The sequence below is a fragment of the Azospirillum tabaci genome, from assembly GCF_014596085.1.
GTDB lineage: Bacteria > Pseudomonadota > Alphaproteobacteria > Azospirillales > Azospirillaceae > Azospirillum > Azospirillum tabaci.
In genome coordinates this window covers 204,390-223,406 of sequence record NZ_JACCJY010000002.1, presented here as the reverse complement: position 1 = coordinate 223,406, position 19,017 = coordinate 204,390, and the positions used below count along the sequence as shown (strand labels likewise).

The 19,017-nt window shown below is 68.3% G+C and carries 16 protein-coding genes; 9 read left to right on the top strand and 7 right to left on the bottom strand.

Translation table 11 applies throughout. The features are described from left to right. Positions 1 to 20: 20 nt before the first annotated feature. The gene (locus H0B54_RS04240) at positions 21 to 746 is read right to left on the bottom strand and encodes a DUF502 domain-containing protein (RefSeq protein WP_188259357.1); all 726 of its coding nucleotides are present in this window, start codon (positions 744 to 746) and stop codon (positions 21 to 23) included. A gap of 166 nt (positions 747 to 912) precedes the next feature. Here H0B54_RS04240 and H0B54_RS04235 point away from each other — a divergent pair, with 166 nt between their 5' ends. After that, positions 913 to 1,977 (top strand): type III polyketide synthase, encoded by a 1,065-nt coding sequence (locus H0B54_RS04235; protein WP_188259356.1) that lies wholly within the window; start codon positions 913 to 915, stop codon positions 1,975 to 1,977. 11 nt (positions 1,978 to 1,988) lie between these two features. After that, positions 1,989 to 2,528, top strand: coding sequence for an isoprenylcysteine carboxyl methyltransferase family protein (locus H0B54_RS04230; RefSeq protein ID WP_188259355.1), 540 nt, complete (start codon positions 1,989 to 1,991; stop codon positions 2,526 to 2,528). On the opposite strand, the gene H0B54_RS04225 is transcribed toward H0B54_RS04230, so the two are convergent. Continuing rightward, positions 2,500 to 2,913, bottom strand: a complete 414-nt coding sequence (locus tag H0B54_RS04225; protein WP_188259354.1) for a hypothetical protein — start codon at positions 2,911 to 2,913, stop codon at positions 2,500 to 2,502. The two genes, H0B54_RS04230 and H0B54_RS04225, sit on opposite strands and share 29 nt — an antisense overlap. A gap of 162 nt (positions 2,914 to 3,075) precedes the next feature. Between H0B54_RS04225 and H0B54_RS04220 the strand changes: the two genes are divergently transcribed. Further along, the gene (locus H0B54_RS04220; RefSeq protein ID WP_188259353.1) at positions 3,076 to 3,783 is read left to right on the top strand and encodes a cyclic nucleotide-binding domain-containing protein; all 708 of its coding nucleotides are present in this window, start codon (positions 3,076 to 3,078) and stop codon (positions 3,781 to 3,783) included. A 24-nt stretch (positions 3,784 to 3,807) separates the two neighbouring features. Here the strand turns inward: H0B54_RS04220 and H0B54_RS04215 are convergent, their stop codons facing one another. Further along, the gene (locus tag H0B54_RS04215) at positions 3,808 to 4,221 is read right to left on the bottom strand and encodes a response regulator (protein ID WP_188259352.1); all 414 of its coding nucleotides are present in this window, start codon (positions 4,219 to 4,221) and stop codon (positions 3,808 to 3,810) included. Positions 4,222 to 4,456: 235 nt separating this feature from the next. Further along, a complete protein-coding gene (locus tag H0B54_RS04210) occupies positions 4,457 to 5,191 on the bottom strand; it encodes a Crp/Fnr family transcriptional regulator (RefSeq protein WP_246472316.1) in 735 nt (244 codons plus the stop codon). 300 nt (positions 5,192 to 5,491) lie between these two features. Here H0B54_RS04210 and H0B54_RS04205 point away from each other — a divergent pair, with 300 nt between their 5' ends. Then, the gene (locus H0B54_RS04205; protein WP_188259351.1) at positions 5,492 to 5,776 is read left to right on the top strand and encodes a hypothetical protein; all 285 of its coding nucleotides are present in this window, start codon (positions 5,492 to 5,494) and stop codon (positions 5,774 to 5,776) included. 94 nt (positions 5,777 to 5,870) lie between these two features. Here H0B54_RS04205 and H0B54_RS04200 read toward each other — a convergent pair whose 3' ends face one another. Next, positions 5,871 to 8,480 (bottom strand): glycosyltransferase, encoded by a 2,610-nt coding sequence (locus H0B54_RS04200; protein WP_188259350.1) that lies wholly within the window; start codon positions 8,478 to 8,480, stop codon positions 5,871 to 5,873. A gap of 439 nt (positions 8,481 to 8,919) precedes the next feature. Here H0B54_RS04200 and H0B54_RS04195 point away from each other — a divergent pair, with 439 nt between their 5' ends. The 3 genes from H0B54_RS04195 to H0B54_RS04185 all read left to right on the top strand — a co-directional run bounded on the left by H0B54_RS04195 (position 8,920) and on the right by H0B54_RS04185 (position 9,812). After that, positions 8,920 to 9,333: an HIT family protein gene (locus tag H0B54_RS04195; protein WP_188259349.1), complete on the top strand. Its 414-nt coding sequence runs from the start codon at positions 8,920 to 8,922 to the stop codon at positions 9,331 to 9,333. Between the two features lie 120 nt (positions 9,334 to 9,453). Continuing rightward, positions 9,454 to 9,630: a CsbD family protein gene (locus tag H0B54_RS04190; protein ID WP_094302228.1), complete on the top strand. Its 177-nt coding sequence runs from the start codon at positions 9,454 to 9,456 to the stop codon at positions 9,628 to 9,630. After that, the gene (locus H0B54_RS04185; RefSeq protein ID WP_188259348.1) at positions 9,630 to 9,812 is read left to right on the top strand and encodes a hypothetical protein; all 183 of its coding nucleotides are present in this window, start codon (positions 9,630 to 9,632) and stop codon (positions 9,810 to 9,812) included. The genes H0B54_RS04190 and H0B54_RS04185 overlap by 1 nt, the downstream gene beginning before the upstream one ends. A 37-nt stretch (positions 9,813 to 9,849) precedes the next feature. On the opposite strand, the gene H0B54_RS04180 is transcribed toward H0B54_RS04185, so the two are convergent. Further along, positions 9,850 to 10,323, bottom strand: a complete 474-nt coding sequence (locus H0B54_RS04180; protein WP_188259347.1) for an OsmC family protein — start codon at positions 10,321 to 10,323, stop codon at positions 9,850 to 9,852. A 110-nt stretch (positions 10,324 to 10,433) separates the two neighbouring features. After that, positions 10,434 to 12,260, bottom strand: coding sequence for a translational GTPase TypA (gene typA / locus H0B54_RS04175; RefSeq protein WP_188259346.1), 1,827 nt, complete (start codon positions 12,258 to 12,260; stop codon positions 10,434 to 10,436). A 271-nt stretch (positions 12,261 to 12,531) separates the two neighbouring features. On the opposite strand from typA, the gene H0B54_RS04170 reads away from it, so the two are divergent. Further along, on the top strand, positions 12,532 to 14,469 hold the full coding sequence (locus H0B54_RS04170) for an autotransporter assembly complex protein TamA (protein WP_246472315.1): 1,938 nt from the start codon (positions 12,532 to 12,534) through the stop codon (positions 14,467 to 14,469). 113 nt (positions 14,470 to 14,582) lie between these two features. Next, on the top strand, positions 14,583 to 18,902 hold the full coding sequence (locus H0B54_RS04165; protein WP_188259345.1) for a translocation/assembly module TamB domain-containing protein: 4,320 nt from the start codon (positions 14,583 to 14,585) through the stop codon (positions 18,900 to 18,902). Positions 18,903 to 19,017 lie beyond the last annotated feature (115 nt).

Genomic DNA, 19,017 nt, shown 5'->3' with positions numbered 1-19,017 from the left:
GGTTGAGCGGCTGGTGACGGTCAGGCGCTTTTGCGCTCCCGATCCAGCTTGTGAAGCTGCGGGGGGGACTTGCGGTCGGGCGGGGTGACGATGCCGCCGGACATCACCAGCTTAAGCCCGTCCTCCACCGTCATGTCCAGAACGGTCACCTCCCGCCGCGGCATGATCGCCAAGTAGCCGGCGGTCGGCGGAGCGCAGGGGATGAAGACGTGGACCATCTCCTCCGCCGACATCTTCTGCACCTCCGGATGGGCGGCTCCGGTGATGAAGCCTAGAGACCACACGCCGTGGCGCGGATATTCCACCAGCACCACCTCGCGGAAGGCCTTGGATTTCTTGGCGACCACCGTCTCGACGATCTGCTTCACCGCCCCGTAGACGGAGCGGACGACCGGCATGCGCTCCACCACGCCTTCGCCGATGCGCACCACCAGCCGCCCGACATAGCCGGCTGCGAAGGCCCCGATCAGGGTCAGCACGATGATCAGCGTCAGCACCCCGATGCCCGGGATGGAGAAGGGCAGGTAGTTTTCCGGGTTGTAGGCGGTGGGGATCAGCGGGCGCACATGCCCGTCGATGAAGGCCAGCAACCACCAGCCGAGATAGACCGTCACCGCGATCGGTGCCGTCACCAGGACACCCGCCAGGAAATAGGCGCGCAGCCGACCCATCAGGCCGATGCCGACGGACCGGTGGGACGCGGCCTCGTCCGCAGCGCTCTGGCTGTCCTGTTCGTTCCGATCCACCGCCACACCCCCGAAAATCCGACGCCCGATATAGTGATACAGGACATGGCTCCTGCTCAATCCACATCGACGTATCGGAGAGCGGGAAAGAGTCGTGGGGGAGCAAGCGAAGGAACTCCCTCCGGAGGGCTGGTCTGCCACCCCTGCGCGCATCACATCGCTGAGGATGAACCATACCCCCCGCATCCTCTCGCTCGCCACGGCCCTGCCGCCCCATCGTCTCGGCCAGGACGAGGCGCTCGGCGTCGCGCGGGCCGTTTTCGGGCCGCGGATGCGCGACTTCGATCGGCTGGTGCCGGTCTTCGCAAACACCGGCATCGAGACACGCCACGCCGTCATGCCCATCGACTGGTACATGGAGCCGCGCGGCTGGCCGGAGCGCACCGCCGCTTTCCGCGATGGCGCCCTGTCCCTGCTGGAAGAGGCGGCGGGGCAGGCGCTGGCCCGCGCCGGTCTGGCGCCGCGGGACGTGGACGCCATCGTCTGCGCCTCGACCACCGGCATCGCCACGCCCAGCCTGGAGGCGCTGCTGCTGGAGCGCATGGGCTTCCGGCCCGATACGGTGCGACTGCCGCTGTTCGGGTTGGGCTGCGCCGGCGGCGTGCTGGGGCTGACCCGCGCCGGGCAGATCGCCCAGGCGATGGCGGGGCGGACGGTGCTGTTCCTGGTGGTGGAACTTTGCACGCTGGCCTTCCGCTCCGCGGAGGCGACCCCGACCAATGTCGTCGCCAGCGCCCTGTTCGCGGACGGCGCCGCGGCGGCGGTGTTACGCGCCGATGGGGAGGGGGCCAATGAGGACGGAGAGGGGCCGCGCCTCGTGGACGGGGTGGAGCACACCTGGCCGGGAACGCAGGACGTGATGGGCTGGCGGGTCGAGGACGACGGGCTCGGCGTGATTTTCAGCCAGAGCATCCCGACCCTGATCCGCAACCGGCTGGTGCCGGTGCTCAACGGTTTCCTGGAGCGGCGGCGGCTGGCCCGCGGCGATCTCGCCGGACTGATCGTCCACCCCGGCGGCGCCAAGGTCCTGCACGCGTTGGAGGAGGTCTGCGCCCCGGTGTCCGCCGGGCTGGACGACGCCTGGGCGGTGCTGCGCCGCTGCGGCAACATGTCGGCGGCCAGCGTGCTGTTCGTGCTGGAGCGGCGCATCGCCTCCGGCGCCCGCGGCCCGCACCTGATGACCGCGCTCGGCCCGGGCTTCACCGCCGCGATGGCCCAGGTCGAACTCTAGGAGCGCTTGGAATGGAAACGCTGCCGCTGGGCTGGCCCCACGTCATTCTGCTGCTGGTCGCGGCCCAGCGTCTGGGCGAACTCGTCGTCGCCCGGCGCAACACGCGCCTCCTGCTGGAAGAGGGCGCGCGGGAGGTCGGGGCCGCCCATTACCCGCTGTTCGTCGGGCTGCACGCCGGCTGGCTGGCCCTGCTGTTCGCCGTCGTGCCGGCGGACGCGCCGATCAACGGCTGGCTGCTCGCTCTGTTCGTCCTGCTGCAGGCCGGGCGGGTCTGGGTGATCGCCACGCTGGGGCGGTTCTGGACCACCCGCATCGTCACCTTGCCCGGCGCGCCGCTGGTGCGGCGCGGACCGTTCCGCTGGGTCCGCCACCCCAACTATCTGGTCGTGGCGGGGGAACTGGCCGTGCTGCCCCTGGTCTTCGAGGCGTGGTGGGTCGCGGTGCTGGCCACGCTGCTGAACGTGCCGCTGACCCTGCACCGCATCCGTGTCGAGGATGGCGCGCTGTCCGGACGGCGCGCTCTCAGGTCAGCAGGAAGCACAGCATCGTGACGCAGCCGGCGATGGCCGCTCCGTCGAGGTGGTTCGGGAAGGCGTGCCAGAAGGACTCGCGGGATTCCGGTTCTGAGCGGTCCATCTCGTCCAGCCACAGACCGGCGGGCAAGCCGCCGTTGGCGCGCTCCGCCAGGGCGCCGGACAGATGGGCCATCGAGACCGCCAGATAGCAGAACTTCACGAAGTTCAGGACGAAGTACATCGGCCCGCCGGCCGCGGCGATGGGGTCGGTCACGCCGCCCATCGCCGCCACGGCGGTCGCCATGGCGATGGCCGCGGCGAAGGGGATGGCGACGACCGACAGCAGGCGCTGCGAATCCACGCGGCCGGCGTAGGGGATCAGGCTGCGGGGAACGGGGCCGGAGGGCAGTTGGAACGACATGGCTCTCTCAAATCCGGTGGGCGCGTCCCGTCCGTTCTGCCGCTTTCAGGGTTAACGGGACGTTAGCGACACCCGTTGGAGGGAGGAGGTTCCACCTTTGCGCAGGCGCGGCTATGCTCCGCGTTGCGCTTGAGGGCGGTTGTCAGAAAAGGATGCGACCCCGTGCCTGCCGACGCTGGACCTTCCCGGCTGGATGGAATCACGCTGCTGAGCCCGCTGTCCGCGGAGGAGCGCGCCGCCGTGGCGCGCCAGTGCCGCTGGCGTCGCTTCCACGCGGGCGAGCAGATCATCGACCATCAGGGGGGCTCGCGGGACGTCGTGCTGGTGGTCGAAGGGCGCGTGCGGGTGTTGAGCCATTCCCCGACGGGCCGCGAGATCAGCTTCGACGACATCGAGGCCGGCGGTTTCCTGGGCGAGATGGCGGCCATCGACGGGCTTCCCCGTTCGGCGTCGGCGGTGGCGTTGGAGGAGGGGACGCTGATCGCCTTCCTGGCGCCCCGGCCCTTTCAGGATCTTGTGTCCGGCCACCCGGAGTTGGCCATGGCGGTGATGAAACGGCTGTGCCGGGTGGTCCGAATCGCCACCGATCGGGTGATGGAATTGTCAACGCTGGGCGCCAACAACCGCGTCCACGCCGAACTGCTGCGCCTCGCCAAGCGCGGGCGGGTGGAAGGGCGGTCGGCGGTGATCGCTCCGATCCCCGTCCATGCCGACATCGCCAGCCGGGTCAGCACCGCCCGCGAGACGGTCGCCCGCGTGTTGAACGACCTCGCCCGAGACGGGCTGGTGGAGCGGCGGGCCGACGCGCTGGTCGTCCGCGACCTGCACCGGTTGGAGACGCTGGTGGAGGATGTCCGGGCCGGCGTTTGATGGAACGGACCCGGAAACGGCCTGTCAGTCCGTGTGCCCCAGAACGGTCAGGATCAAGGCACGAAGCGATTCGGGATCGTAGGGCTTGGGGAGGAAATGCCATCCCGCGGCGCGGATGTCCGCCTGGGTGGCTGCGGACTCATCGCCGGTGGTGATGATGACGGGGAGGGCGGAGCCGATTTCCGCCAGCACCGCCTTCACCGATTCGGGCGCCTTGCCGTGACGTCCCAGATGATAGTCGGCCACCAGGATGTCGGGGAGCGCCCCACCGTTCAGTGCGTCCAGAAGAGCGGCGGGGTTCGGGGCGCTGACCAGCAGCATTCCCCAATCCTCGAACAGGGTTTCCATGCACAGGCACAGCACCATGTCGTCCTCGAGAAGGGCGACGGTCAATATGCCGGAGCTTGCGGATCGGCCGGCGAGGGGGGCGTCGGTCATGGACTTTCCAATGAGCAGCGGTGGACCAATGAACAACAGGACGGCGATGCCGGCTGCCCGATGCCCTCCGTTCGGCCTGTTCGGAGAGGCCGTCCCGGGGTGACCGCTGTCCGCTCGATGGTCTGCCCCCTCAGTTATCCGAGGAGGTAATTTAGATTCTATATCGATCCCCCTCGCCAGCGCATTGTCATAGGTTAATCGGAGGAAGGGATATCGAAGGGGACCGAGAATACGGTCAATCGCCCGCGCGCTTGCGGTCCGACTTGGTGTCCAGCGCGTGTTCCAACTGTTTGGGCGCCTGGATCAGGTGCAGGTACAACTCGTCAAACTGGCCGACGGAGGCAAGCTGCTTGACGTCGTGGACGGTGATCTGCTGGCCCGCCAGATCGATCAGCCCGATGTCGCGCAGGCGGCGAAGCGTCCGGTTGATGTGAACGATGCTGAGCCCCAGCGCGTCGGCCAGGATCTCCTGGGTGACCGGCAGGGTGAAGCGTCCCTCCTCGACCAACCCGACGATGCTCAACCGCCGCAGCAGTTCCACGATCAGATGGGCGGTGCGCTCCAGCGCGGTGCGGCGCCCGACGCTGAGCAGGCGTTCGGCGATGATCGCTTCCTCCTTGGCGCCCGACCAGGCGAGGGCAGCGGCCAGACGGGGGAAGAGCTTGAACAGTTCAATGATGCGTTCCGGCTGGAAATTGGCGACCTCGGCGGGGGTCAGGGTGGTGACGCCATGGTCCGCCGTCTCGAACAGGTTGCAGTAAAAGCCGATGATGTCCCCAGGCAGGACAAAATTGACGACCTGCCGCCGCCCGTCGGGAAGCGCTTTGTGACGAATCGCCCAGCCCTTGCGCATCACGCGCACACAACCGTAGCGTTCGCCCTGCTGGAGAAGATCGGATCGCGAGCCGTGACGGGTAACATTGCGCTCCAAATCGTTGAGGAAATTCTTCTCCTCGTCTGTGAGGCTCATGTAACTGGTGATCTTGCGCCCCAGTGGAGATGACGGTATGTTGGCCTGGGCGCGGGTCATTTCTGTTCCAGCCTTTGATCGTCCAATTGTTATGGCCCCGAAGCGAGTGCCACTGCCAGCCCAATTCCGGGCGGCCTCGAACGATTAAGCCAAACGATAAAACCATCTATAACATAGGTTAATGGGGGTCAGATTTTCTCGACCGGACAGGTGAGGGATCATATACAAAACTGTTGGTGGCATTGGCCGTATGGGGTTTTGAACGGCTGGCGGTGGTAACGGATTAGTGTGGGGGGCGGCATGGCGGCGGAGCGGGATGCGGCGGGACTGGCTGCCCTCTCGATTTGTGAATCCCTTATGCTCGCATTGGTGGAACGCGGCGTCTTGCGGCTCGAGGAAGCGCATGCCGCGCTCGAGGACGCCGCTGCCGCCCATCAAAATCGCGATCCGAAGGGAGAGGACCCCAATCTGCATCGTTTGGCGCTGCAGATGGTCGAGCGACTGATGATCCAGGTGAACGCCGCCCATCCCGCGTCGGCGCATGCCGGGATCGGACAGATGGCGGACGGCGGTTCCCAGGAGTAAGGGACTGACGAGACGCCGACCGGGCGAAACGACGAGAGCCCCGCCATTCCGGCGGGGCTCTGTTCATGTCGGCCATCTGGGCGGGTGGGAGCGGTCAGTCCGCCCCGGCCCCGGCGGTTTCGGTGGGTTGCGGGCGCTGCTTGCCCAGCCCGATGTTCGGGAAGGCGTTGATCAGCGCCGTGATGAAGGCCGACAGGTAGGGCAGCGACTGCACCACCAGCAGGCCCGACCACATGAAGGCGTCGCGGTTCTCGTGGCCGAACACCAGCACGATGGCCAGCGCCGCGCCCCACAGGCCCAGCAAAAGCGCGATCTCCTCCCGCGCCATCAGGAAGGCCTGCATCAGCGCCGGCTGGTTCTCGCACTTCGGCGTGCGGACGAAGGGGCGTCCCGATGTGAACATGCCCAGCCACATGGCGCGGCCCACCGTGTGGGTCAGCGCCATGCCGGCGATGGCCGCCCCAACCTTGTCCCAGAAGCCGCACTTCACGCGCGCCTCGTACAGCCAGAGCGAGGCGCCGACCTTGAAGGCGAAGACGCTGAGCGTCGGGATCATGAAGACGCTGGGCGGGAACTCGAAATACTTCGGGAAGGCGAGCAGGCCGAGCGACCAGATGATGCCGGCGATGCCGAAGATCATGTGGGCGGCGTCGGCGAACCAGGGCAGCCAACCGGTGATGAAGTGATACTTCTGCCCGGCGGTCAGGCGCGGGCCGCCCGGCAGCAGGTCGTGCCAGTGGTGCTTGAGGATCTGAACGGCGCCGTAGGCCCAGCGGAAACGCTGCGTCTTGTAGGCGGAGAAGCTGTCGGGGACGAGGCCCTTGCCGTAGCTCTCCGGCATGTAGACGGCCTCGTACTTGTGCTCGAACAGGCGCAAGCCGAGGTCGGCGTCCTCGGTGATGCACCACTCGCCCCAGCGGCCGACCTCTTCCAGGGCCGACTTGCGGATGATGGTCATGGTGCCGTGCTGGATGATCGCGTTGCGCTCGTTGCGCTGGATCATGCCGATGTGGAAGAAGCCGGCGTATTCCCAATTGATCATCCGCTGGAACAGATCGTGGCTCCAGTCCCGGTAGTCCTGCGGGGACTGCACGAAGCCGACCTCCGGCCGGTTGAAGTGGGGAATGGTCGCCTTCAGCCAGTCGGGATGGACCTGATAGTCGCTGTCGATGACGGCGATGTGCTGGGCGTCCGGCGCCGTCTGGGCGAGGCCGAAGTTCAGCGCGCCGGCCTTGAAGCCCGGCCAGTTGTCCAGATGGAAGAAGCGGAACTTCGGCCCCAGCTTGCGACAGTACTCCTCGACCGGGCGCCACACCGCCGGATCCTTGGTGTTGTTGTCGAGCAGAAGGACCTCGTAGTTCGGGTAGTCGAGCCGCGCCAGCGCGTCCAGCGTCTCCATGACCATGTGCGGCGGCTCGTTGTAGCAGGGCACATGGATGGACACCTTCGGCGCGTTCGGCAGGGGCGCCGCCGAGCAGGGCTGGAACTTGCGCTTGAAGCGGTCCTGCCAGACGACCTCGGTCAGCTCGAGCCCATCGATCAGCATGACGGCGAGCAGGACGAGTTGGCAGAAGACCAGGATGCCCCAGGCAATTTCGGTGGTGGTGGCGAGGCCGGCGACGCTGGCCGCGGTGAAGGTGAAGACCAGCACCGACGATACGCCCTGGATCATCGCGCCGTAGAAGACCTGCCCGCCGAACTTCAGGTCGCCGCCGCGGCGCCACAGGAAGAAGACGAGCGGCAGGAAGCCCACCGCGATGGAGATGCCGCAGAGCAGCGGCCAGTTCCGCAGTTCCGTCACCTCGCCGATCATCGGGAACTTCGGCTTGCGCCACGCGTCCCACAGGCCCCAGCTGGTGCCCGCGGTGCCTTCGATCTCCCGTTTCCAGGGTTGGTCGAAGGCCTCCATGATGAAGTAGTCGAGCTTGTTCTGCGCCGCGACGTTCAGGAAGGTGCGGATGAACTTGGCCTGGTTGACCTGGCTCGCCTCGGCGCCACGGCGCCACGGGCCGTCGGCCGGCCAGCCGATTTCCGAGATGAGGATGTGCTTGTTCGGGAACTTGGTCTTCAGCTCGTTGTAACGGAACATGGCGTAATCGACCGACTGGTCGGCGGGCACGCCTTCCCAGTAGGGCAACAGGTGGACGGCCAGGAAGTCCACGGCGTCGGCCAGTTCCGGATGCTCAAGCCAGACGTGCCACGGTTCCGCGGTGGAGACCGGCACATTGACCTTCTTCTTCACGCGCTTGATGTATTCGATGGCCTGCGGGACGGTGACGTCGGCGCGCAGGATCGCCTCGTTGCCGACCAGGACGCGGCGGACGTTGTTGTTGTCGCGCGCCAGCTTGATCAGGCCGTTGATCTCCGGCTCGTCGATCTCCGGCTTGCCGGCGATCCAGGCGCCCGCGGTGATCGGAATCCCGTACTTGCGGGCGATGGGCGCCGTCTGCTCCGACCCGTCGGTGGTGGAGTAGATGCGCACGCCCTTGACCGACCCCTCCAGGGCCTTCATGTCCTTCTCGATGTCCTCCGCCGAGGCCTTGTCGCCCTTGGATGGGCTCTTGTCCGGGTGGAAGGGCGTGTAGCCGACGCCGCTGATGGCGCCGCCCCAGGAGCGTTCGGCGACCGGGCGGTTCCACAGCGCCCAGACTCCGATGTTGCCCAGGATCACGAGAAGGAGAGCCGCGATCGCCGACTTGCGCATGACCGTCTTTCTTTGTCCCAAACGTCTGCCGGCCGTCCTGACTTTGTCCGCCCCGGCCGGGCATCTTTCAATTCAGCGAAGGGGTTCAACCGGATCGGCACACAGGGGGACTCGCCGCCCCGACACCGCCTTCGGACCGAACACCCGTACCCACCACCCTGGTTGCAGGAGTCGTCTAAATTCCGCCGCGCGATCCGCATAAGCCGGAAGACCGAACGCCACCGACCGGAACATCATCGGACCGAATAAAGATCGTGCGGCAGTTTATACATTTTTCCTAGTCCCGCAACCAGTGTCCCGCAACCAATCCCGCTCCGACGCGCAGGTGACCAGACCTGCAACGGCGGCAATCCCACTGGACGAACGCATCGGATGGGCGTTTTCTTCCGCGAACGCCGCAAGGACAACCTTGCGGGCCGAAGGGAAGACACAGGACCCCATGACGATGTTCCATCTGCACGACCGTTTGCAGTCCGATACCGCCCTGGTCGCCGAATGGCCGCTGTGCCGCGTCCTGCTGATGGACAACCGGGTGTGGCCGTGGCTGATCCTGGTTCCCGCCCGGCATGGCTTGACGGAGATCCATCACCTGTCCCGAGAGGACCAGCACCGTCTGGCGGATGAGATCGCCCTGGCCTCGCGCACGTTGGAGACCCTGTTCACCCCGGACAAGATCAACGTCGGGGCCTTGGGCAATCTGGTTCCGCAGCTTCATATCCACGTCATCGCCCGCTCCAAGACGGACCCGGCGTGGCCGGGGCCGGTGTGGGGGTCGGGCTTCGCGGAGCGCTACAGCCCGGAGGAGCGGGACAGCCTGATCCGAAAGATCGGAGAGGGGTTGCGCCAAAAGTAAGGCCCGGCGACGCCGAACGCGACGGACCTTCTTCCTTTTCGACCAAGCGAAGGCGTGACGTTTCCCATGCGGCCCTGTTTACGGTCGCTGAAACACTCACCGATCAAAGGAGAAGGCACCATGAACAGCGATCGCATCACCGGTGCCGGCAAGGAGCTGAAGGGCGAAGTCAAGAAGCAGGCCGGCGACCTGACCGGCAACCGGGATCTGAAGGACGAGGGCCGCGCCGACAAGGCCGAGGGCAAGCTGGACAAAGTCGTCGGCAAGGTGAAGGACATCCTCAGAGGCGACAAGTGATGGGCGCGGAGGAGCGGGGGCATCGCAAGGACGATGCTCCGTCCGACGCCGCTCAGCGGATCGAGGACAAGCTTATCAAGGAAACCGGGCAGGCCTCGGGCGATCCTGACAAGCCCGTTCAGGAGAAGTTCGACGAGTTGGGCGAGAAGCCCGACATCAAGAAGAAGAGTTTGCGGGACTAGGAATCGCCCCCTTCCGTTTGGAAGGGGGGTTCCTTTGTCATTCACCGGCGATCCGCGCCTCGACCCGCACCGCGAAGTTCACGGAATTGGCGATGAAGCATTTTTCATGGGCTTCGTGGTGCAGGGCCACGGCCTTGGCGGAATCGCTTCCCGGGGCGAGGGTGACCTGGGGGCGCAGGACGACGTCGGTGAAGCGGCCCCCGCCATTGGCTTCCTCGGCCATCGTACCGGCGGCCTCGTCCGTGTAGGCGGTCACCGTGACGCCGTTCACGGCGCACAGATGCAGGTACCACAGCATGTGGCAGGCCGAGAGCGAGGCCACGAGCATGTCTTCGGGATTGTAGCGGGCGGGATCGCCGCGGAAAGCCGGGTCGGACGATCCGGGGATCGGCGGCTTGCCGGGAGCCACGATCTCAAGGTCGCGGCTGTAGGCCTTGTAGCCCGCGGTTCCACTTCCCTGGTTGCCGGTCCACGTGACCGTCGTTTCGTACCGGTGTTCGCGCCCTGACATTGGTCCCTCCGGATGTGTTTCCGCCAGGGTAACCGCGGCCATCGCCGTAGAAAAGAAAACGGGAGAGCCGAAGCCCTCCCGCGATCTCAACGCTGCCTTGCCCGTCAGCCTCAGCTGGCTTCCGCCGCGCGGGCGTGGCGCTTGCGCTCGTTCGGGTCGAGGTAGCGCTTGCGCAGGCGGATGGACTTCGGCGTCACCTCCACCAGCTCGTCGTCGCCGATGTAGGACAGGGCGCGCTCCAGCGTCATCTGGATCGGCGGAGTCAGGCGGACCGCCTCGTCCTTGCTGGTGGTGCGGATGTTGGTGAGCTGCTTGCCCTTGATGACGTTGACCTCGAGGTCGTTGCCGCGGGTGTGCTCGCCAATGATCATGCCCTGATAGACCGGAACGCCCGGATCGATCAGCATCGGGCCGCGATCCTCCAGGTTCCACAGCGCATAGGCCACCGCGGTGCCGTCGGCGTTGGAGATCAGCACGCCGGTGCGCCGGCCGGCGATCGTGCCCTTGTAGGGGGCGTAGCCGTGGAACAGCCGGTTCATGATGCCGGTGCCGCGGGTGTCCGTCAGGAACTCGCTCTGGTAGCCGATCAGGCCACGCGACGGAGCGTGGAAGACGATGCGGGTCTTGTTGCCGCCCGACGGACGCATCTCGATGAGGTCGGCCTTGCGCTCCGCCATCTTCTGCACGACGGTGCCGGAGAACTCCTCGTCCACGTCGACGACGACTTCCTCGATCGGCTCCAGACGCTGGCCGTTCAGCGGGTCGGTCTTGAACAGCACGCGCGGACGGCTGATGGCCAGCTCGTAGCCCTCGCGGCGCATCGTCTCGATCAGGATGCCGAGTTGCAGTTCGCCGCGGCCGGCCACCTCGAAGGCGTCGCCGCCCTCGGTGTCGGTGACGCGCAGAGCCACGTTGCCTTCGGCCTCGCGCATCAGGCGGTCGCGGATCATGCGGCTGGTGACCTTGTCGCCCTCACGGCCGGCCAGCGGGCTGTCGTTGACCGAGAAGGTCATCGCCAGGGTGGGCGGGTCGATCGGCTGGGCGGCCAGCGGCTCGGCCACTTCCGGCGCGCAGATGGTGTCGGCGACGGTGGTGGTGGTGAGGCCGGCTAGGGCGACGATGTCGCCGGCGTGCGCCTCTTCGACCGGAACGCGCTCCAGGCCGCGGAAGGCCAGCACCTTGCTGACGCGGGCGTTCTCAATCAGCTTGCCGTCGCGGCTCAGCGACTTGATGGCCATGTTGACCTTGACGCTGCCGGTCTGGATGCGGCCGGTCAGGATGCGGCCCAAATAGGGGTTCGCCTCCAGCGTGGTCGCCAGCATGGTGAAGGGCAGATCCTCCTCCACCTTCGGCGCCGGAACGTGGTCGCGGATCAGCTCGAACAGCGGGGTCAGCGTCTCGCGGGCGCCGTTCTCCAGGTCCGTGGTCGCCCAGCCGTTGCGGCCCGAGGCGAACAGGGTCGGGAAATCGAGCTGCTCGTTCGAGGCGTCGAGCGAGGCGAAGAGGTCGAACACCTCGTCATGCACCTCGTGCGGACGGCCGTCGGGACGGTCCACCTTGTTGATGACGACGATTGGGCGCAGGCCCAGCTTCAGCGCCTTGCCCAGCACGAACTTGGTCTGCGGCAGCGGCCCTTCGGCGGCGTCGCAGAGCAGGACCACGCCGTCCACCATGGAGAGGATGCGCTCGACCTCGCCGCCGAAATCGGCGTGGCCGGGGGTGTCCACGATGTTGATGCGCAGGTCGTTCCACAGGACCGACGTGCACTTGGCCAGGATGGTGATGCCGCGCTCGCGCTCCAGGTCGTTGGAGTCCATGGCGCGTTCGGCGACCTGCTGGTTCTCGCGGAACGAACCGGCCTGCTTGAGGAGCTGATCGACCAGGGTCGTCTTGCCGTGGTCGACGTGCGCGATGATGGCGACGTTACGAAGATTCATGTGTCGGGGACTCTTAAATCCGCTCTGGGGCTTCCGTTGCGCAATGCCGCCCCGACACCGCGGCACGTCGGCCGCGCACAACAAAAAAACCCTCCGAGATCAATCGGGGGGCTCTGCCGGGGAAACTGTTGCGACGCAATATAATGATCCGGCTTCATAACGCAAGCGGCGTGGTGGGGGAAACTCGCCCAAAGCGCCTATGCGGAATTTCCTTGCGCCGCGGCGACCGAATCATTGGCGTCTGCGTCTCGGAATCCCACATGGTCCGGTGATGACCAGCCGCGTTTCCGCTTCCCGCCTCGCCGTCATTCTCCTGTCCAGCGCGCTCGCCGCCGTGCCGGGCGACCCGCTGCGCGCGCAGGATTCCGCGCCTGAATCCGCTCGGGAGGCCGCGCCGCCGGCCGCCGCGGAGGACCCGGGGCAGGGCGATCCGACCCCCGACGCTCCCGGCCCGCAGATTCCCTACGAGGTGGAGTTCACCGGGCTGGAGGACGACGAGCTGCGCGACCTGCTGCGCGACAGCTCATCGCTGGTCAGCCTGAAGGACGACCCGCCGCCGTCGGTGCTGGGGCTGGAGCGGCGGGCCGACAACGATCGGGATCGTCTGCAGACGGCGCTGCGCTCCGCCGGCTTCTACGACGCCGTGCTGGACATCCGGGTGGACGTGAACCAGACGCCGGCCAAGGTCACCGTCGCGGTGACGCCCGGTGCACCCTACCGTTTCAAGACCGTCACGATCGCTTCCACCGATGGCGCGCCGTTGCCGGGCGGCGACGTGACCCCCGGCGACATCGGCCTGCCGGTGGGGGAGCGGGCGCGCGCACCGCAGGTGGTGGACGCCCAGTCCGCCCTGCTGCGCCGGATGACCGAGCGCGGCCACCCCTTCGCCACCGTTGCCGAGCGTCGGGTGGTGGTCGACCACGACGACCACAGCATGGACGTCACCTATTCGGTCGATCCCGGCCCGCTGGTGATGTTCGGCGACACGAAGATCGACGGGCTGGCGAGCGTGGACGAGGGGTTGATTCGCGGGCGCCTGCCCTGGAAGCAGGGCGACATCTACAGCCCGGCCAAGGTCGACCGGGCGCGCCAGCAGATCGCCCAGCTCGACGTGTTCGACACCGTGCGGGTGCGGCTGGCCGAGGAGCCGGGGCCGGGCGGCGTCACGCCGGTGGACGTGACCCTGGCCGAGAAGTTGCACCGCTTCATCGGTGCCAGCGCCTTCTATTCGTCGGAGGACGGGGTGGGCGGTTCGGCCTATTGGGGCCACCGCAACCTGTTCGGCGGGGCGGAGCGATTGAGGCTCGGCGTGGAGGTCGGGCGGATCGGCGGCGACAACGGCGCCGCGCAGGGGCCGCGCGGCAGCCTGGACCTGCCGGACATCCGGCTGTCCGCCAACTTCCGCAAGCCCGACTTCCTGGCGCCGCGCCAGTCGTTGATCCTGGATTTCCAGGTCGCGTCGGAGCAGCCGCCGGCCTACGACCGCGTCGCCACCATCGGCTCGGCCTCGCTGGAGCGGCAGGTGACCGACCAGCTCAAGGTCTCCTACGGCGTGTCGGGGGAGCGCGGGCGGGTGCGCTCCAATTTGCGGGAGTATCAGACCGGCTTCATCGGCGTGCCGCTGGGCATCGCCTGGGACGGTTCGGACAATCTGCTGAACCCGTCCAAGGGCTACCGCGCCTCGCTGCTCGCCACCCCCTGGTTTCCCTACGCCGGGGATACGGACTCGATCTTCACCAGCTTCCAGATCAACGCGTCGGCCTACCGCGATCTGTCCGACGACGGGCGATACGTCGCTGCGGCGCGCATCGGCGTCGGCAGCACGGTGGGAGCCTCTCTGGACGAGGTTCCGCCGGACCACCGCTTCTATGCGGGCGGCGGCGGATCGGTGCGCGGCTACGGCTTCCAGAAGGCCGGACCGCGCGACATCTACGGCGACCCGACCGGCGGGCGGTCGCTGTTCGAAGCCGGGCTGGAACTGCGCGTCAAGGTGACGGAGACCGTCGGGATCGTGCCCTTCGTCGACGCCGGCACCGTCTTCGACAGCGCCTTCCCCGACTTCAAGGAACCGTTGAAGGTCGGCGCGGGCATCGGTGCCCGCTACTACACCGATTTCGGTCCGTTGCGGGCCGATATCGCCTTTCCGCTGAACGCGGATTCCGGGGACGCGAAGTGGCAGCTCTATCTCAGTCTGGGTCAGGCTTTCTGATTCACTGTTTCAACCGGTGATGCCGGGACGGGTCGCATTTTTGCCACTTGGATCGGGATCGCCCTTGCTCTTTCCCGTTATACCATTCGGGGAATGCCGCAACGGGGTGCGTGGTGTCGGGTCTGCGTCGTCTGATCGTCCTACTTCTGGCCATCGCCGTCCTGACCGGGGCGGTCCTGACGGAGGCCGCGCGCGCGGCCGACAGCGAAGGGGGCGGCTGGGGGCCGGCCAACGCGGTCCGGCGCTGGATCGCCCAGACCATCGAGAAGGCGGTGAACGGCCCCGACCTCCAGGTCCGGATCGGCACCATCGGCGGCGCGGTTCCCGTGAACTTCACGATCTCGGACGTCACCGTCGCCGACCGCGAGGGCGTGTGGCTGCGGCTGGAGGATCTGCGCGTCAACCTCGCCCCGACCGCGCTGCTGACCGGACGGGCCAAGGCCGACGCCATCGAGGCGCAGCGCGTCGTCGTGGAGCGCGCGCCGCTGCCCGCCGAGGGGCCGGAGCCGCCGCCCGACCAGGGACCGACCTCCCTGCTGCCCAGCCTGCCGGTGGGCGTCGCCGTGGACAAGCTGGCCATTGCCGAACTGCTTCTGGCGGAGCCGCTGCTGGGGCAGGAGGCGCGGCTGAAGATCGACGGGTCGCTGGACCTCGCGTCGGGCGGGTCGTCGCTCGAGGCGCATTTGAACGTGGACCGTCTGGGCGAACAGCCGGGCACGGTGGCACTCGACGTCGCCTTCAACCCCGATGACAAGCGGCTCGACCTCAACCTGAAGGCGTCGGAGCCGGCGGGCGGGCTGATCGCCACCGCGCTGAACATCCCCGGTGCGCCGCCGGTCAGCGCGTCTCTGGACGGGCAGGGCTCTCTGGACGACTGGAAAGGCACCTTCACCGCGGCGGCGGAGAACGCCGCCCGGCTGGCCGCCGACGCGACGGTCAAGGCGGTGCCGGAAGGGCACGCCGTCACCCTCGCGGCGACCGGCGAGTTGGCGACCCTGCTCGGCCCCGACATCGCGCCGCTGGCCGGGCCGCAGCCGGTGCTGAGGGGCACCGTGGTGGTCGCGCCAGACGGCGCCCTGACCCTGCAGCCGGTGGCCGTCGAGACCGCCGCCGCCAAGGCCACTCTCTCAGGGCGTGTCGGTGCCGACCGCCGCAGCCTGGACCTGCGCTACGAGGTTCAGGCCGGGCCGGACTCCACCCTGCACGGCTTCGCCCCGGGCATCGCTTGGCGGGAGGGCACCGTGTCGGGCACCGCCCAGGGCAGGCTGGACGCGCTGGCCGTGGTGGTGGAGGGGCTGATCCATGACCTCGCCGCCGACGATCCCGCCCTGGCCTCGGTCGCCGGGCCGGAGGTGCGTCTGGATGGGCGGGCGCTGATCAACGCCGACACCGGAGCGGTGGGAATCGACGGGGTGACCCTGACCACCGCGGCGGCCAGCGCCGGGGCGCAGGGCAGCGTGACCGGCTGGGGCCAGACCGCCGACGTGACGGTGTCGCTGAACGCCGACGACCTGTCGCGCCTCTCCGCCCTCGCCGGTCAACCGCTGGCCGGGTCGCTGGCGCTGGCCGGGCCGGTGCGCCGGCAGGAGGACGGCACGCTGACGGCGGGACTCAGCGGTGCGTTGCGCGGTCTGGAGACCGGAACACCCGCCGACGGCGTGCTCGGTCGCGACGTCAGCCTTGGCGCGCAGGCGGTCATGGAACCGGGCGGCGCGATGCGCCTCACCGATCTGACGGTGGATGGCCGCAACGGGCGGCTGACCGGTGCGGCGGCCCTGGTGGATGGGGCCGTGGACGCGAAGACCCGCCTGGAGATCGCCGACCTCGCACCGGTGGGCACCGCCGCCGGGACGGAGATGGCCGGCGGCCTGACGATCGACGCGACGGCGAATGGCCCGCTGGACGCGCTGGTGGCGGAGGCGGCGCTGCACGCCCGGAACCTCGCCGTGCAGGGCCGCCGCTTCGGCGACACGCGGCTGAACGCCACAGCGCGGAATTTGCCAAACGCCCCGCAGGGACATGTGTCGGCCCGCACCGAACTGGCCGGAGCCGGTCTGACGGTGGACGCCGCCTATGCGCTGGAAGGGCAGGCGTTGCAGATCAGCGACCTCGCGCTGGCGAATGGACCGAACCGGATCACCGGGGCGGTGCGCGTGGCGCTCGACGCCATGACGGCGACCGGCAAGCTCGACGGCACCCTGCCGCAGCTTCAGGCGCTGTCGGAGCTGGCCGGCGTGCCGCTGACCGGAACGGCGGGCTTCACCGTCGCGCTCGACGCGCCGAACGGCAAGCAGGCGGCCAACCTGACCGCCAACGCCACCAACCTCCGCGTGGAAGGCGAGGGCGGGCCGCTGTTCGCCGCGCGTCGCCTGACCGCCAACGCCGACGTTGCCGACGCGCTGGGCAGCGCCAGCGGCAAGGCGCGCGTGGAGCTTCAAGATGGGGCCGCCGCCGGCAACGACCTGTCCCGCGTGATGGCCAGCGTGGACGGCTCGCTCGCCAAGGCGGCCTTCCGGGCGGAGGCGGTGGGGGCCGGGCGCGACCCGCTGGGGCTCGAGCTGGCCGGGGAATTCACCCAGAACGCTGCGCTGAACCGCATCCGGCTGGATCGCCTCCAGGGCCGCTACAGCGGCGAGTCCTTCCGGCTGACCCAGCCCGCCGCCATCGCCCTGGGCGAGCGGCGCTACGAGGTGTCCGGCCTGCGGCTGGTCAGCGGCAACGCCCAGCTCGCCGCCGATCTCGGCCTGAACGGGGAGCGGCTGTCGGGCGAGCTGCGGCTGGACCGCGTGCCGATGGCGCTGGCCCGGCTGGCGAACCCGACCCTCCGGCTGGACGGCACGCTGAACGCGCAGGCGACTCTCGGCGGCACCGTCCGCCGCCCGCAAGCCGACGCCACCGTGCGCGTCGCCAACCTGAAGGCGCAGCAGACCACCCAGGCCGGCGTGCCGGGCCTGAACGCCACCGTCAACGCGCGCTGGAGGGAGGCCCGCCTGTCGGTGGACGGCGACGTCGCCACCAGCAACAACGCCGGCCGGGTGACCCTGACCGCCGCCGCACCGCTGGCAATGAACCCGGACACGCTGGCCTTCTCGGTGCCGGAGCGCGGCCGGCTGGAGGCGGCGCTGCGCGGCGCCATCGACGCCTCCCTCGCCAACGACCTGCTGGCGGCCAGCGGCGACCGGGCGCGCGGCACCCTCCGGCTGGACGTCAGCGTCGACGGCACCGTGGCGGCGCCCAAGCTGGGTGGCACGGTGACGTTGGTCAACGGGCGCTACGAGAACCGGGCGAGCGGCGCCATCATCAGCAACATCGACGCCCGCATCGTCGGCGACGGCGACGTCTTCACCATCCAGGCCTTCCGCGGGCGGACCACCAACGGCGGTGAGATCAGCGCCCGCGGCGTGATCCGTCCTGCCGCCACCGACCCGCAGCAGCAACTCGACCTCGTCATCCAGGCCAGCCGGGCGCGTCTGGTGCAGAACGAACTGGCGGCGGTCACCATCGGCACCAACCTGACGCTGACCGGCAGCTTCCTGAACCCGCGGCTGGCCGGCCCTGTGCGGATCGAGCGGGCGGAAATCCAGATCCCCAACCAGACGCCGCCCAACGTGGTCGACCTGAAGGTCGTCGAAGTCGGGAAGGGTCGCAAGGCGCAGCCGGTCAGCCTGAAGAATGGCCAGGCGGGCAACGGGCAACCGGCGGCGCCGGAGCCGGCCTTTGCGATGATCCTCGATCTGACGATCAGCGCGCAGAACCAGATCTTCGTCCGGGGGCGCGGGCTGGAGGCCGAGTTCGCCGGACAGCTCGCCGTCACCGGCACCTCCAGCCAGCCGCTGGTCAGCGGGCGGCTGAACATGCTGAAGGGCGAGTTGGACCTTCTCGCCAAGACCTTCGTCTTCAAGCGCGGCATCATCGAGTTCGACGGTGGTCCGACCATCGACCCGCGGCTGGACTTCCTGGCCGAGGCCACCGCCAACGACGTGACCGCCCAGGTTCTGGTCACCGGCACCGCCGGGCAGCCGAAGCTGGAGTTGACCTCTCCGCAGGGGTTGCCGCAGGACGAGGTCCTGTCCGCCGTGCTGTTCGGGAAGTCGGTCGGCAGCCTGAATGCGGTGGAAGCGGTCCAGCTTGCCCAGTCCGCCGCGACGCTGGCCGGCTTCGGCGGCGGCGGACCCGGTCTGATCGGCAATCTGCGCCGCGGCCTCGGCATCGACCGGCTGGAATTCACCGGCGGGGCGGACGGCAAGGGCGGGGCGGTGGAGGCCGGGCGCTACGTCAGCGACCGTGTCTATGTCGGGGTTGAGCAAGGCATCGGCGCGAACCAGAGCCGCGCCACCGTGGAGGTCGACATCACCAAGAACATCAAGGCCCAGGCGGATGTCGGCGCCGACGCCGACACCCGCGTCGGCGTCAAGTGGGAGTGGAATTACTGACCGGTCCCAGCCTTGCTCCTGGCCGGACGCTGCTTTCGGGCGCTGGTCATCGACGGAAGAGCCCCCCATATCGAGCAAGGATGAAGGCCGGGCCGCCAAGGCTCCGGTCATCGAC